General features: G+C 56.4%; 16 protein-coding genes. 13 read left to right on the top strand and 3 right to left on the bottom strand.

Translation table 11 applies throughout. The annotated features are described in order from the left end of the window. Positions 1-49 precede the first annotated feature (49 nt). The 12 genes from urtB (at position 50) to SIC15_RS15465 (ending at position 10302) form a co-directional block, all read left to right on the top strand. Complete coding sequence (gene urtB / locus SIC15_RS15520; RefSeq protein WP_412536393.1) at positions 50-1648, top strand: urea ABC transporter permease subunit UrtB; 1599 nt, start codon at positions 50-52, stop codon at positions 1646-1648. Positions 1649-1840: 192 nt separating this feature from the next. Further along, positions 1841-2965 carry an urea ABC transporter permease subunit UrtC gene (gene urtC, locus SIC15_RS15515; RefSeq protein WP_412536392.1) on the top strand — a complete coding sequence of 375 codons (1125 nt, stop codon included), beginning with the start codon at positions 1841-1843 and terminating at the stop codon, positions 2963-2965. Further along, entirely contained in the window at positions 2962-3786 is an 825-nt protein-coding gene (gene urtD, locus SIC15_RS15510) for an urea ABC transporter ATP-binding protein UrtD (protein WP_412536391.1), read from the top strand. The genes urtC and urtD overlap by 4 nt, the downstream gene beginning before the upstream one ends. Then, positions 3786-4484, top strand: a complete 699-nt coding sequence (urtE, locus tag SIC15_RS15505; protein WP_069184396.1) for an urea ABC transporter ATP-binding subunit UrtE — start codon at positions 3786-3788, stop codon at positions 4482-4484. Before urtD ends, urtE begins: the two co-directional genes overlap by 1 nt. Then, on the top strand, positions 4481-5377 hold the full coding sequence (locus SIC15_RS15500) for an urease accessory protein UreD (RefSeq protein WP_412536390.1): 897 nt from the start codon (positions 4481-4483) through the stop codon (positions 5375-5377). The genes urtE and SIC15_RS15500 overlap by 4 nt, the downstream gene beginning before the upstream one ends. A gap of 36 nt (positions 5378-5413) precedes the next feature. Beyond that, entirely contained in the window at positions 5414-5716 is a 303-nt protein-coding gene (gene ureA / locus SIC15_RS15495) for an urease subunit gamma (RefSeq protein ID WP_412536389.1), read from the top strand. A gap of 10 nt (positions 5717-5726) precedes the next feature. Further along, a complete protein-coding gene (locus tag SIC15_RS15490) occupies positions 5727-6044 on the top strand; it encodes an urease subunit beta (RefSeq protein ID WP_136631679.1) in 318 nt (105 codons plus the stop codon). Continuing rightward, the gene (gene ureC, locus SIC15_RS15485) at positions 6041-7744 is read left to right on the top strand and encodes an urease subunit alpha (RefSeq protein ID WP_412536388.1); all 1704 of its coding nucleotides are present in this window, start codon (positions 6041-6043) and stop codon (positions 7742-7744) included. Before SIC15_RS15490 ends, ureC begins: the two co-directional genes overlap by 4 nt. Positions 7745-7782: 38 nt before the next feature. Beyond that, positions 7783-8337, top strand: coding sequence for an urease accessory protein UreE (gene ureE / locus SIC15_RS15480; RefSeq protein WP_412536387.1), 555 nt, complete (start codon positions 7783-7785; stop codon positions 8335-8337). Next, positions 8309-9022 carry an urease accessory protein UreF gene (locus tag SIC15_RS15475; protein WP_412536386.1) on the top strand — a complete coding sequence of 238 codons (714 nt, stop codon included), beginning with the start codon at positions 8309-8311 and terminating at the stop codon, positions 9020-9022. Before ureE ends, SIC15_RS15475 begins: the two co-directional genes overlap by 29 nt. 22 nt (positions 9023-9044) lie before the next feature. After that, positions 9045-9683 (top strand): urease accessory protein UreG, encoded by a 639-nt coding sequence (ureG, locus tag SIC15_RS15470; RefSeq protein WP_412536385.1) that lies wholly within the window; start codon positions 9045-9047, stop codon positions 9681-9683. 43 nt (positions 9684-9726) lie between these two features. Continuing rightward, the gene (locus SIC15_RS15465) at positions 9727-10302 is read left to right on the top strand and encodes a HupE/UreJ family protein (RefSeq protein ID WP_412536384.1); all 576 of its coding nucleotides are present in this window, start codon (positions 9727-9729) and stop codon (positions 10300-10302) included. A 499-nt stretch (positions 10303-10801) separates the two neighbouring features. Here SIC15_RS15465 and SIC15_RS15460 read toward each other — a convergent pair whose 3' ends face one another. Genes SIC15_RS15460 through SIC15_RS15450 form a run of 3 tightly spaced genes read right to left on the bottom strand, consistent with a single transcriptional unit; the run spans position 10802 to position 14639 of the window. Further along, positions 10802-12991, bottom strand: coding sequence for an Eco57I restriction-modification methylase domain-containing protein (locus tag SIC15_RS15460; protein ID WP_412536383.1), 2190 nt, complete (start codon positions 12989-12991; stop codon positions 10802-10804). Between the two features lies 1 nt (position 12992). Further along, a complete protein-coding gene (locus tag SIC15_RS15455) occupies positions 12993-14021 on the bottom strand; it encodes a nucleotidyltransferase domain-containing protein (protein ID WP_412536382.1) in 1029 nt (342 codons plus the stop codon). Beyond that, the gene (locus SIC15_RS15450; RefSeq protein WP_412536381.1) at positions 14022-14639 is read right to left on the bottom strand and encodes a hypothetical protein; all 618 of its coding nucleotides are present in this window, start codon (positions 14637-14639) and stop codon (positions 14022-14024) included. A 208-nt stretch (positions 14640-14847) separates the two neighbouring features. Between SIC15_RS15450 and thpR the strand changes: the two genes are divergently transcribed. After that, positions 14848-15342 (top strand): RNA 2',3'-cyclic phosphodiesterase, encoded by a 495-nt coding sequence (gene thpR, locus SIC15_RS15445; RefSeq protein WP_412536380.1) that lies wholly within the window; start codon positions 14848-14850, stop codon positions 15340-15342. The last annotated feature ends 23 nt before the right edge of the window (positions 15343-15365 follow it).

The following is a 15365-nucleotide window of genomic DNA, read 5'->3' as shown; positions in this document are numbered from 1 at the left end:
GCTCCCGGTTGTTGCCCCGCAACACGCTTGAAACAGACAGGACATTCTCATGAGCATCTTCCGATCGCTCACACTGCTGCTTATCGCCCTGTTTTCCCTGCTATCGCTGCCCGCAGCGGCGCAGGAAGACGACCCTGGCAAGGCTCTGCTGATCAACCTGGCAGAAGCGCCGGCCAGCAAAGTGGAAGAGGCGGTGAACGCCATTGTCAGCAGCGGTGATGAAAGAGCCAGAGGCTGGCTCGAAGCCTATGGAAACAATCGCCTGAGCCGGATCAAAGACACCGGGCAGGTGGTACTGGTACTGAACAACCGGGGCAGGGACTGGGAAATCGCAGATCCACTGACCGGAGAGAACATGGGTGAAATGTCCCGCCGCGAGCTGGACAGAGTCGCCATCAACAACCGCATACGGGGCCAGCTTGAGGGCATATTGGCCATGCTGGATCTGAATGCCAAAGACCCGGATGTGCGCGAAGCGTCCGCACAGGACATGATGGGCAAAGTGGACGCCTCCCTGGTGGCGCCGCTGGAAGCGCAACTGGCAAAAGAAGAAAACGCCGCTGTACGCAACCGCATCGAAGAAGCCCTGGCCATCTACCGGGTGGGCGAGGGCAACCTGGAGGCCGTGGATGTGCTCGCCGGCAGTCTGCACCCTCGGGCTCGCGCAGCCCTGAACGAAGCCGTTCGCGGTGACAACGAGGCTCTGGCTCAACGTGCCGCCAAGGCCCTCGAAAGCATTGAACAGAAACTCAAACTGAACCGCGCCGCCGAGACCCTGTATTTCGGCCTGTCGCTCGGTTCGGTTCTGGTCCTCGCCGCCATCGGCCTGGCCATCACCTTTGGCGTGATGGGCGTGATCAACATGGCCCACGGCGAACTGATCATGCTGGGGGCCTACACCACCTGGGGCATGCAGCAGCTGTTCCCCGGCCAACCCGGCCTGGCACTGATTCTCTCGATTCCCGCCGGCTTTCTGGTGGCCGCCACCGCCGGCATCATCATCGAACGCAGCGTGATCCAGTATCTGAAAGGCCGGCCGCTGGAAACCCTGCTGGCCACCTTCGGCATCAGCCTGATCCTGCAGCAGCTGGTGCGCACTGTGATCTCGCCCCAGAACCGCACCGTGGTAACCCCGGACTGGATGAGCGGCTCCCTGGTGATCAACGACGCCCTGTCACTCACGCTAAACAGACTTTATGTGCTGGCATTCGCTCTGATTGTGTTCGCCGGCCTGATGCTGATCATGCGCAAGACCCGCCTGGGTCTGGAAGTGCGTGCCGTTACCCAGAACCGGGCCATGGCCCGATCCATGGGCATCCGAGCCACCCGGGTGGACATCATGACGTTCGCCCTGGGCTCCGGCGTAGCCGGCCTGGCCGGGGTGGCGCTGTCCCAGCTCACCAACGTGGGGCCGAACCTGGGCCAGAACTACATCATCGATTCGTTCATGGTGGTGGTGTTCGGCGGCGTCGGTAACCTCTGGGGCACGCTCATTGCCGGGCTCTCTCTGGGCACCATCAACCAGCTGCTCGAACCCTGGGCCGGTGCCGTACTCGCCAAGATCATTGTGCTGGTGTTCATCATCCTGTTTATCCAGAAACGGCCGAAGGGGCTCTTCCCCCAGAAAGGCCGGGCTGCGGAGGGCTAGGGTGTCCCGTCTAGCCAATTCTTTAATCCACTGCGAGGCGCAAGCGCCTCGCCCTTCGGGAGCCTCTGAACGCCTTGATAGCCGCGTTGCAGCGCCTCGATTTGGAACCACCAAACCTTCGCCACTGCGCCTTGCTCTCAAGGCGTTCAGAGGCTCAGTGAATCAAATAATTAGCCAGAAGGGACACCAGTTATGTGGCTAACAAGACCCTTACAAGAGCGATCCACGCAAGTATTTCTGGGGGTGCTGTTTGTGGCCCTGGTGGTCGTGAGCTTCCTCCACGTGTTCATGCCTGAGGATAGCGCTCTGCATGTCAGCGCCTTTACCGTCACGTTGCTGGGCAAGTACCTGTGCTACGCCCTGCTGGCGGTGGCGGTGGATCTGGTTTGGGGTTACCTCGGTATCCTCAGCCTGGGCCACGGCGCCTTCTTTGCCCTCGGCGGCTACGCCATGGGCATGTACCTGATGCGCCAGATTGGTGATCGCGGCGTGTATGGCGATCCCATCCTGCCGGACTTCATGGTGTTCCTGAACTGGCAGGAGCTGCCCTGGTTCTGGCACGGGTTCGACATGGCCTGGTTCGCCTTCATCATGGTGCTGCTGGCGCCGGGCCTGTTGGCCCTGGTGTTTGGCTTCCTGGCCTTCCGCTCGCGGGTGACCGGGGTGTACCTCTCTATCATCACCCAGGCGCTGACCTTCGCGCTGATGCTGGCCTTCTTCCGCAACGAAATGGGCTTTGGCGGCAACAACGGCCTCACCGACTTCAAGGACATTCTTGGCTTCAACCTGCGCACGGATGCGACCCGCCTAGGTCTGTTCATCGCCACCGGCATCGCGCTGGCCATTGGCTACGTGATCTGCCGGGGCATCGTGACCAGCAAACTGGGCCGGGTGAGCGTGGCCTGCCGCGATGCCGAGGCCCGTACCCGCTTCCTGGGTTACCGGGTGGAACGGGTTCAGCTGTTCGTGTTCGTGGTGTCCGCCATGCTCGCGGGCGTGGCCGGCGCGCTCTACGTACCCCAGGTCGGCATTATCAACCCCAGCGAATTCTCGCCGCTGTTCTCCATCGAGATCGTGGTGTGGGTGGCCCTGGGTGGCCGCGCAACCCTCTACGGCGCGGTGATAGGCGCCATCCTGGTGAACTACGCCAAAACCGTGTTCACCGGCATCATGCCGGACGCCTGGCTGTTCGCCCTCGGTGGCCTCTTCGTGCTGGTAACCGTGTTCCTGCCCAAGGGCATTGCCGGGCTGCTGCAGAAACGCCGCAAGGCCAACACCGATGACGACGCACCCGCTGGCCAGGAGGCAACCGCATGAGCATTTTCAAGGAACTGGCTGACCGGGAGCACGTGTTTGAATTCCTTACCCAGGTGCAATCGCCGGTAGACGTGCGCCACGGCCCTATCCTGTACATGGAAGACGTGAGCGTGAGTTTTGACGGCTTCAAGGCCATCAACAACCTCAACCTAACCATCGACGACGGCGAGCTGCGCTGCATTATCGGCCCCAATGGCGCGGGCAAGACCACCATGATGGACATCATCACCGGTAAGACCCGGCCGGATACCGGCTCGGTGTGGTTCGGCAGCCGTCACAACCTGCTCACAATGAACGAGCCGGACATCGCTTCCCTCGGGATCGGGCGCAAGTTCCAGAAACCCACGGTATTCGAAGCCCTCACCGTGTTCGAAAACCTGGAACTGGCCATGGCGGCGGACAAGCGGGTGTTTCCCACGCTGACAGCCGTGATGAAAGCCGAATACCGGGACCGCATCGACGAAGTGCTGGAGATGATCGGCCTGGAATCCCTCCGTGACCGCCTCGCCGGCATCCTCTCCCACGGGCAGAAGCAGTGGCTGGAGATCGGCATGTTGCTGATGCAGAAGCCCCGCCTGCTTCTGGTGGACGAACCGGTTGCCGGCATGACCGAACAGGAAATGGAGCGCACCGCCGAACTGCTCACCAGCCTGGCTGGCAAACAGTCGGTTGTGGTGGTGGAGCACGACATGGGCTTCGTGCGCTCCATTGCCCGCAAGGTGACCGTGTTGCACCAGGGCAGCGTGCTGGCCGAAGGCACCATGGACCAGGTCTCCAACGATCCGGAAGTAATCAAGGTGTATCTCGGGGAGGAGGCGTAATGCTGAAGATTGAAAAGCTCAACCAGTTCTACGGTGAAAGCCACACCCTCTGGGATCTGGACCTGGACGTACCCCAGGGCCAGTGCACCTGCGTGATGGGCCGCAACGGCGTGGGCAAGACCACCCTGATGAAATGCATCATGGGTGAGGAAACCACCAAAAGCGGCAGTATTGAATTTGCCGGCGATGTGGAACTCACCAAAAAGAAAGTGGAAGACCGCTCCCGCCTGGGCATTGGCTACGTGCCCCAGGGCCGCCAGATTTTTCCGCTGCTCACCGTGGAAGAAAACCTGCGCACAGGGCTGGCGGTGCGCAAGGACGGCAGCAAGAAAATTCCCGAGCGGGTGTACGAGCTGTTCCCGGTACTGAAGGAAATGAAGCATCGCCGCGGTGGTGACCTCTCAGGCGGTCAGCAACAGCAGCTGGCCATTGGCCGGGCCCTGGTGATCGAACCGCGTCTGTTGATCCTCGATGAGCCGGGCGAAGGCATCCAGCCCAACATCGTGGCCCAGATTGGCGAGGTAATCCGAAAGCTCATCGAGGAAGACGGTCTCACCGTGCTGCTGGTGGAGCAAAAGCTTCCGTTTGCCCGCAAATACGCTGACCGCTTTGCCATCCTCGACCGGGGCCGCCGCGTGGCGGACGGTGAGATTGCCGAGCTGACCGATGAACTCATCAAGAAGCACCTGACCGTATGACCGCCTACCAGCCCATCACCGCCCACACGTCCGGCCATCGTTTTGATGGCGAACGGCGCTGGGCCGCAGCGATCGATCTGGGGTTTGAGGCGCGCAGCGAGGGTGATCCTGTGCCGGTGACCCGCCTGGTACGCCGCCGGCACATCGGCCCGTTAAGGGTACAGCGCCCGTTCTACCCGGAAGGCAAAACCGGGTGCTGCCATGTGTATCTGCTGCATCCGCCGGGCGGCCTGGTGAGCGGCGACGAGCTGCGTATCGAGGCGTCGGTAGCCGAAGGCGGGCACGCCCTGCTTACTACCCCGGCCGCTGCCAAACTCTACAAGGCCGACAGCCACGGCGTGGCCTGGGGACAGCACACGCGATTGCAGGTGGCGAAAAACGCGATCCTCGAATACCTGCCCCAGGAAACCATAGCCTTCGATGGCTCTCGCGGAGAACAGACCACCACCATTGAACTGGCCAGTGGTGCCCGAACCCTGGGCTGGGAAGTCCTCGCCCTGGGTCGTCCGGCCAGCAATCTGCCGTTTGCCACCGGCGCCCTGGAGCAGCGCTTCCATCTGAGTCTGGACGGCAAGCCCCTGTGGCTGGAGCGTCAGCTTCTGGACCCCAGCCACCGTCGCTTTACCGGCCACTGGGGGCAGGGCGGGGCCACCGTGCAGGCCACCCTCTGGGCGGTTGGTCTGGACGATGAGGCCGCCGCCATTGAATTGCTGAGAGAACAACTGCCGGACAACAACCGCTGGGCCGTCACCCGGCGCCGTGGCGTGTTGCTGTTCCGGTACCTGGGCACTGAACGCAACGAAGCCTGGGCCCTGTGCGAACAGGCGTGGCACCTGTTGCGACCCATGCTGGCCGGTGTGCCGGCCCACACACCCAGAATCTGGCTTACCTGACGGCGTTAGCCGCAACAGAGAGAGAACGGAGTCACCATGGAACTCACCCCAAGAGACAAAGACAAGCTGCTGCTCTTCACCGCCGCCCTGCTGGCGGAACGCCGCAAGGCCAAGGGCCTGAAGCTGAACTACCCGGAAGCCGTGGCCCTTATCAGCGCCGAAATCATGGAAGGGGCCCGGGAAGGCCGCACGGTGGCTGAACTGATGAGTGCCGGCACAGAAATCCTCACCCGTGACGACGTGATGGACGGCGTGGTCGACATGGTGCACGAGGTGCAGGTGGAAGCCACCTTCCCCGACGGCACCAAGCTCGTCACCGTTCACAACCCGATTGTGTAAGGAGACCGACATGACCCCCGGTGAATACCAGATCCAGGACGGCGACATCGAACTCTGCGCCGGTCGCGAACGCATCGAACTCGACGTATCCAACACGGGCGACCGCCCGGTTCAGATCGGCTCCCACTACCACTTCGCCGAAGCAAATCCGGCCCTGGATTTCGACCGCGCCAAGGCCCGTGGCTACCGCCTCGATGTGGCCGCCGGCACCGCGATCCGCTTCGAGCCCGGCCAGACCCGCTCGGTCACCCTGATTCCGTTTGCCGGCAACCGGGAAATCTACGGCTTCCGCCAGGAAGTGATGGGCAAGCTGGAGGGTAAGGCATGAAAATTTCCAGACAGGCGTATGCCGACATGTACGGCCCCACCGTGGGCGACCGGGTTCGCCTCGGCGATACCGAGCTGTGGATCCAGGTGGAAAAGGACCACACACACTACGGCGACGAAGTAAAATTCGGCGGTGGCAAGGTCATTCGAGACGGCATGGGCCAGAGCCAGCGCTGCGACGACGCGGTGATGGACACAGTGATCACCAACGCCCTCATCCTCGACTGGTGGGGCATCGTGAAGGCGGACGTGGGTATCCAGAAAGGCCGCATCGCCGCTATCGGCAAGGCCGGCAACCCGGACACCCAGCCAGACGTGACCATCGTTATCGGCCCGGGCACGGAAATCATCGCCGGGGAAGGCAAGATCCTCACGGCCGGCGGCATCGACCCCCACATTCACTTCATCTGCCCCCAGCAGGTGGAAGAAGCCCTGATGAGCGGGATCACCACCATGCTCGGCGGCGGCACCGGCCCGGCCACCGGGACCAACGCCACCACCTGCACCCCGGGGCCCTGGCACATCGGCAAGATGCTCCAGGCCGTGGACAGCCTGCCCATGAACATCGGCTTCCTGGGCAAGGGCAACGCCAGCCTGCCGGAAGCGCTGGAGCTGCAGGTGAAGGCCGGTGTGATCGGCCTCAAGCTGCACGAAGACTGGGGCACCACCCCGGCCAGTATCGATAACTGCCTCACGGTGGCAGATGAGTACGACATACAGGTGGCCATCCACACCGATACCCTGAACGAATCTGGCTTCGTGGAAGACACCCTGGCCGCCTTCAAGGGCCGCTGTATCCACACCTTCCACACCGAAGGCGCGGGCGGCGGACACGCCCCGGACATCATCACCGCGTGCTCGAAGGATTACGTGCTGCCGTCGTCCACGAACCCCACACGGCCCTACACCGTGAATACCATCGACGAACACCTGGACATGCTGATGGTGTGCCACCACCTGGATCCGAACATTCCGGAAGACGTGGCCTTCGCCGATTCCCGCATCCGCCGGGAAACCATCGCGGCGGAAGACATCCTGCACGACATGGGCGTGATCTCCATGATCTCCTCCGACTCCCAGGCCATGGGCCGGGTGGGCGAGGTGATCTGCCGAACCTGGCAAACCGCCCACAAGATGAAAGTGCAGCGCGGCCTGCTGCCGGAAGATGAAGAGCTGGGCGTCGATAACTTCCGCGCCAAACGCTACATCGCCAAGTACACCATCAACTCCGCCATCACCCACGGCATCGCCCATGAAGTGGGTTCCGTGGAAGTGGGCAAGCTGGCCGACTTGGTGCTCTGGAGTCCGGCGTTTTTCGGCGTAAAACCCGCCTGCATCATCAAAGGCGGCATGATTGCGGCAGCGCCCATGGGCGACCCGAACGCCTCCATCCCCACGCCCCAGCCCGTGCACTACCGCCCCATGTTCGGCGCCTTCGGCAAGGCCGCCAGTGCCACCCGCCTGACCTTTGTCAGCCAGGCCGCGTTGGATGCCGGTATTGGCAAGGAGCTGGGCCTGGAGAGCCCGCTGTCAGCCTGCAAAGGCGTGCGGGAAGTGCGCAAGGGCGACATGAAACTGAACGACGCGTGCCCACACCTCACCGTGGACCCGCAAACTTACGAAGTACACGCAGACGGCGAGCTGCTCACCTGTGAGCCCGCCACCGAACTGCCCCTGGCCCAGCGTTACCATCTTTTTTAATCAAGACAGCTCAGGGCTGCTCTGAGAGGAACACACTAATGTTGGAACTGACAAAACGACTGAGTGAACAAGAAGCGGCCGGGATCGAGAGCTCCGAGATTCTCGACAACCTGATCCTGCCCTACGAACTGCGCATCCGTGGCCGCCTGCGCGCCACCACTCAAACAAAAGTGGACGTGGGCCTGTTTCTCGACCGCGGCCCGGTACTCCGTGACGGTGACCTGCTGCAGGCCAAAACCGGCGAGATCATCCGCGTCCGAGCGGCCGAAGAGCAGGTGGTGACCGCCCGCATCGAAAACGGCCAGCCCCTGGCGCGCCTGTGCTACCACCTGGGCAACCGCCACGTGACCTTGGCCATCGGTATGGACGACAAGGGCGCCTTCGTGCGCATCACCCCGGACCACGTGCTGGAAGAACTGGCGGAACGCCTTGGCGCCACGCTGATTCACCACACCGCCCCCTTCGACCCGGAACCCGGCGCCTACACCCAGGCCGGGTATTCCCATGGAAACGGTCACAGCCACGGCCACAGCCATTCACACGATCACGACCACGGGCACAGCCATGGCCACAGCCACAAGCACACCCACTGAGGCCGGCGCGAGCCCGGCTGGCGATCTGGCCCTGTTGGGCCTGATGCAACTGGTGAGCCCGGCACTGCCCATCGGCGCCTTCGCCTGGTCCCAGGGCCTGGAAAGCGCCTTCGAACTGGGCTGGGTGAACAACGAAGCCGAACTGGCCGAGTGGGTTGAAGGCGTGCTGGAAGATGGCCTTAGCCGCTGCGAACTGCCCCTGCTGGCGCGTTTGCAGACCGCCTGGGCGGAAAGCAATGCCGAGACGCTGGCCCACTTGAACGACTGGCTGCACGCCACCCGGGAAACCGCCGAGCTGAGCGACGAAGACACCCGCCTGGGCGGTGCGCTGGTCACCCTGCTGCGCAATCTGGACCTACTGCCGGAGCAAAGCCTGATTCCGGAGGAGCCCGGCTACATCACCATGTTCGCCTGGGCCGCCCACAAGCGGTTTGTGCCCGTGCGCCAGACGCTGCTCGGCTTTGCCTGGGCCTGGCTGGAAAACCAGCTCGCCGTCGCCTGCAAGGCGCTGCCCCTGGGGCACACCGCCGCGCAACGCATCATCGAACAGCTGCGCCCGCAACTGGTGGCGGCAGTAGACAATGCCCTGGAACGAGACGATCACGAACTCGGGCCCATCCTGCCGGGACTGGCGCTCGGAAGTGCCTTACATGAAACACAGTATTCACGGCTTTTCAGAAGCTGAATAACAATTGAGGAGATCTGCCATGACACATTGTCTGAGAGTTGGAGTCGGCGGCCCGGTTGGCTCCGGTAAAACCGCACTGCTGCGACAGCTGTGCAAAGCCCTGCGGGACCACTACGATATCGCCGTGGTGACCAATGACATCTACACCCGGGAAGACGCCGACTTCCTCCTGCGCCACGAAGCCCTGGCCGCAGACCGCATCCTCGGCGTGGAAACCGGCGGCTGCCCGCACACCGCCATCCGCGAAGACGCCTCCATGAACCTGGCTGCCATCGACGACCTCCAGCGCCGCCACCCGGACTTGGAACTGGTACTGGTGGAATCCGGCGGTGACAACCTCTCCGCCACCTTCAGCCCGGAATTGAGCGACCTCACCCTGTACGTGATCGACGTCTCCGCCGGCGACAAGATCCCCCGCAAAGGCGGCCCCGGCATCACCAAATCGGACCTGCTGATCATCAACAAGATCGACATCGCCGAACAGGTGCATGCCTCCCTGGAGGTAATGGAACGGGACAGCAAGAAAATGCGCGGCGAACGGCCCTTTGTGTTCACCAACCTGTACGACGGGGTAGGGCTGGAGACGATCATCAGCTTCATCCTGGAGCGGGGCATGCTGCCGGAACGCCGCCCTGAAAAACTGGCGGAACCCGCCTGAGCCAACCGACTTCGAACGATTTGAGAACCATCAGGAGAAAACCATGAAATTCACAGCCAAACTCCTCACCGCCGCTGCGCTACTCACGGCTTCCGCCACCGCTATGGCCCACTCCGGCCACGCCGAAGGCGGTTTCGCTAGCGGCCTGCTGCACCCCATGCTGGGCCTGGACCACCTGCTGGCCATGGCCGCCATCGGTTTCTGGAGCGTGCGCCAGAGCAACCTCATGAAAAACGCCACCCCCGCCTTCGTGATCGGCGGCATGATTCTCGGTGCCACCCTCGCCTGGGGCGGGCTGAGCCTGCCGGGCGTGGAAACAGGGATTACCTTCTCCGTGCTGGTGGCCGGCATCCTGATCGCCACACTGGCGAAACTGCCAACTGCAGTCGGTGGCGCTCTGGTTGGTGCGTTTATGCTGTTCCATGGCTTTGCGCATGGGGCGGAGATGCCTGTTGGTGTCACTCTCGCCGCTTACCTGGCTGGTTTCTCCATCGCTACGCTCGCCATCACCTTCGCTGGCCGTGGTTTGGGTAGCTTGATGCTGAGGGCGGATAGCCGCTTCAGTCGTGGGGTTGGTGGTGTGTTGGCGGTTGCGGGAGCGTACCTGGCGGCTGCCTGATTCGCACTTCGAAACCACCAACAAAACAGACAGGAAAACCGCCCGGAAAATAGGGCGGTTTTCTCGTTATCAATTAAGAAAGAAACCCAGCCGGTTTTTTAACGGCTGGGATTCAACCGAACAATATGATCCAGACTGAAGGTGTTCGTCGGCTGATCGGATAAGGATTGGCTAACTGTTCGATTGGTTAGGCAGAAGTTGCCGTTTTAGGAAAGTAAGCGGATCGATTTAGAACTTGTATAAAGAATCAGATAGCTAAGGAAGGATTTCTCTGAGTCCTCTTTTAAATCCATAGGCAGTTTTCGATTGATTCATAAGCTTCGCTCAAACTTTGTAAAGTCGAGCAGAATGGAGAAGGTTGAATGCGTAACACCGCTCTGAAAGTGAGCGGTGTTTGCAACCTTCACATCCAACGGCCAGCGGGCTTTCGGACGGCTTTCTAAATTTGCGGATCAAGCCTTTTGATTGGAGTCAAAAGTGGCTAACCAATTGACAGAAATCATATTTCTAGCTTGAAATCGACAATTCCTTCCAGCCACTCCGGGCATCTAGGCAGCTGAACATTCATCAAATCCTTAGGCTCAATCTTTTTGAGACCGCCCCCGTATTTTCGCCAATGAAGCTTCAAAATCTGGGTTTCCAGTTCCTTTAAGAGCTCAAACAGACTCTCATAGCGTGTTGGATCCCGCTCGAGTAACTCTGCAAGCCTTGGTTTCGGATACATCAGAAGATAGTTGTTGGTTGCGACAGCCTGGGAACAATTCCGTAGAAACCTTATGGGCGGCACTCCTTCGCTTCCTCTGCCCATGTAGGTTACCAGGAATGGTGCTGGCTTTCGTTGCTCTTGCTGCGTCCAGACTTTTCGAGATCTGATCAGGGTACGTTGCTTTATACCCTGCTCATCGGCGAGATCTAAGAATTGTTTTAATTCAGGAAATTGAAGGCGAAGTTTGTTTTCTTCAATATTGGTGTCAAAAAGAAAAAGCCGAGGTTCTACGTCAGGGGTGCCGTCTGGCAATGCGGCAATTGTGTCACCTTTAATGTAACGTATTTTTGGAATGACAGACTTTGTAAGTTCTCTTGGTATATTTAACTTAACCAAAGATTCTTCTTGCATAATAAAGAAATCATTGGCACCAGTCGCTATGCCACGAGTCACGTTGAACAGCTCCCCGAGAAGAGGGCCTTCCATTACCGGCAAATCCTCAAAAATATTGCCAAAGGTCCATTTTTTCATAGCCCTTAGATCTTCAGCGCTATGTAATTTTTTCATGCTTGGGTTTTCAAGGCTTCCGCCATAGCTGAAATTGATAGCTTTGCGGGATCTTGGAGTACGATTTGTAAAAATGACAACGCATGGAGAAACTTGTGCGTTTTCAAATTTAGGTGATTCATCGCTATAAATATGAATTAATTCTAAGTCTACCCTGCTTAAAAGGTATTCTCTCAACGAGCTCCCATAGTTTGATGACATGAAATCAGAGGGAATTAACCATGCGGAGATTGCATTTTCTTGCATCCATGCGTGACTCGCCAGTATAAAATAAATGTAAAGCCCGGATTGACCGCTTATATTCATTCCACTTTCGAGAATTGCCTTCTCTCGGAGGGCCCTACTATATTTCGACTCTATGTGCTGATACCTTACATATGGAGGATTGGCTATGATAACCGACCGATGGGGTAGGTTGTCGATGTGCAGGTAGTCGCCCGGAAAAACTTGAAGCCCTTTATGAGCCCAGCGCTCTTCCGTTTTTTTTGCTCTGCTTTTATTTAGCTCAATCCCTATTGCACTCTTTATTTCGTTCTCACTAAGCAAATGCTGAAGAATCGAGAAAAATACGCCAGTTCCAATCGCAGGGTCTCCAAAGTGAATGTCAATATTTCTTTGTTTTGCAAGGTGTATAACCTTTTTTGTGATTTCTGTAGCCAACTCCGGCGGAGTGAGATAAAGGCCTGTTTTGTTATTTTCCTCAGAGTTGAACTTGCTCCACGAAGCTGGATCTTCCAGCGAGGGCTCTACAAATTTTAAGCTAAAACTACTTTCAATATTTTTTAGAGCTTTCTGGTAGCTCTTTGTTTGGTTTTTAATGTGTAGACAAATCTTGTCGACTATATCTATTCTCTCTTCTTCGGATAGCCCCTCTATTGACTCAGCGCTTAGTGTTTTTCCAGTTATTGAATAAAATAACGCTTTACTATCCTCGGGGTAATCAAAGGTTGTTTGTGTCGAATTTTTAGTTTTTCTTTTGAGAAGAACCTCTGTCAGCCCATTACTTCCTGATAGATCAGCCCTGATGTTCCATGAGTATTTGTTTAAAGTTTTTAGAAGTTCGCGCGCGTAGTGAGCGGATTTTCCATCATAAAGTGTAATGTGGAAGACACTGTCAGGGTAGTGAGGTTTATGAGCGAGCATTTCGAGCTCATCTGAGGAACACTTGATGAATACTGTTTTTCTTGAATCGTCTCCATCGAGATGAAGTGTGCCAAAAGAGCCTGGCGCCATAAGGTCGATATAAGTGGGCCTGGCATTTTCATAAAGATCTAGATTGCTGTCTGACAGTTTGTCTATGTATCTTATAGTAATGTGAGGCCTAGAGGAGGATCTAGGGTTTGATAGTTTTCTTATGAGGTCAAGCGCAGGCGTTATTACCTGGTTGTCAATATTTAAAACCAATACTTTAGCCAATTTAGATCACCAGGTGACGTACCAGTTTTATATCCGATGAAGTCTCTTCGTCGATTTTTTCGAGAAGCTCAAACATGAGGTTTCCGAATTCATTGGCGCCCTCAAATAGTGCCTCAACCTTTTCTTTATTTTCGAACTCGCGATTAATGGAATCCTCCGATAGGCCAGTCTTTTCAATAAATACTGAATATTTTTTGAGTAGATTTTCAACTATGTCTATTGTATTTGGGAGGTTTTTGGGTATCTGTTCAAGTCGCTCTCTTGGAGTCATGCGGATTAATTCTTTAATTCTTTCTGAGTTTACTGGTGGCTCTAAAGAACCAATTGCGCAAACCGTAGCGAAGCACGTTGTTACTCTGCTGTATTTTAGCTTGTAGTTTTGTACTTTACGCTTAGTTTTTTCTCGAGGATTCTCTAAATTGTGATCCTGTCGATTCTCTAGCACGCGTTTGTTTTCATAATTTAGAAGGATTGTTTTCCAGTATCGACAGATGTCATTTAGCAAGAATGTCGGCTTAAAGTTTTTTTCGTGTTGGTCAAAGTCTTTATAATAGTAGTCAATTACAGAGTTAATAAGCTTTTCGTATTCTTTATCTCCGTACAGGCATTTGCTTTCAAGCAGTAAAAGCATGCGTGCGGTGAAGAAATTTTGGTGATCGTCGGTAGGACTTCCAAGGTTTTTGAACATTTCATTGGTGGATATGATATTGAGATACCTGCAATCTCTTGAGAACTTTGGGAATCCGAGGTCGTCAATAACATCAATCATTTTCCCAAACAACCTAAGCTCTTTAGTTCGGGGGTCCTCGACTTTCTCTGCGGAAGTGAAAAAGAACATGTCAATGTCCGAATACTTGCTTGCTTCGTGCCGTGCAAGTGATCCTGCAGCAATTATTGTTAAACCAGGATATGCCTCAGTTTCACTGAGGTTGGAGAGCTTTTCTTTTAGTTCCTCAAGCCTTTTGATTGAATAAATTTTTCTTTCTTTGAGGATGTCTGGTTGACTCGAAATGCCTTCGTTGATGCTCATTCAAATTTCGCCCTCTGCCTTTTTGCATTGTTCGGTAAGCGATTTGGCGCGTTTCACGATTTCTGCTTTGCTTCCGAAAGGTATTTCTTCTCGTGCCCTTCGCAGTGCTCGCCGTTTCAGGTACTTCTCCTGCGCTTTATCAAATTTGTTTCCGCCAGCATTGGTAGCGGAGGCACTTATCTGAAGATATCGAGAGAGGCACTGCATCAACGTTGCGTCGTCGATTTGTTCGCTGGAATTGGAATATTTTGCCTTCTTAAGGTCTGAGAGAAGGTCAGTATACTGCTGAATGGCCTGGAGATGGGTGGCGTTTTTTTCGGCGACAGAATAAACGTCATAAAGTGCGTTCATTATGAAAACTAGCAACGCTATTACAGCGACAGCGAGCATGACAGGTAGGCCGCTTACGGAAGGCGCCAGTTTTTCAACAAGTCCGAAATCAGCGAAAACTACTAAGGTAATAAAAGCGCTGGTGCCGACATTAACTACTTTCTGGAATGACAATAAACTTTGGGTGCGGTCCTCCAAGATGTCGTGCACGCCTCGCTGTAAACGTATCCGGCGCACGAGGTCGCTTTGAAGGTTTTGCTCGTATCGAGCTGAATTTGGTTGGTTCACTGCTAACGTGCGCTCCCTGCAGATCACATTGTTTTTTCTTTTAAAATCGTACTCGCCGATTCTGCAACTTTCTGACCAGTAAACGCAAACGGGACAAGAGTGTGGTAGGTTTTAGTCGGGGTAAGTCTAGGTTTCCGAAATACAGTGGGAGTACGCAGTGCGGGTCTTTTTTGGAATTTGCCCCCCAGAGACTATTAAGAAGCAATTGATGGCCACCAATTTTCGTGTGGATGGGGTTCATTGGCAAGCTGGAAGCGAACTGCACATCACAGTGTGCTATGTCGGGGAAGTCTCTGATAAGGACGTTGACAGGTTAAGGTCTTCGTTAGGGAGGATTTCAATCGCTCCATTCAGGGTCGCGGTTAAAGGAATGGGTGTTTTTGATTCGGAGGGAGGGGCGGTCCATTTATGGGCGGGCCTACAACCAAGGGCTGAGCTGGAGGCTCTTCATACTTTGGTCAAGCGTCAGGTTGAGGCTCTGGGCATCAACATTGCTCACTTTAGATACCAACCGCATATTACGCTTGCCCGCCTGGCATCCAGCGCGGCAGGGAGTGTTGACGATTTCTTAGAGAGTAATCGAGATCTGTGCACCCGATCCTTCGAGGTTTCGGAGATCGGACTTTTTAGGAGCATTCCGGGCAAGTTCAAGTCAATTTACCACTGTCTGGACACTTTCCCTTTGAGTGGAACCTGTAGGTGATTTGAGCGAAAACCGGGATAAAT

The organism is Marinobacter sp. MIT932201 (assembly GCF_047123295.1).
Taxonomy (GTDB): Bacteria; Pseudomonadota; Gammaproteobacteria; order Pseudomonadales; family Oleiphilaceae; genus Marinobacter; species Marinobacter salsuginis.
This window is presented reverse-complemented; position numbering and strand designations above follow the sequence as displayed.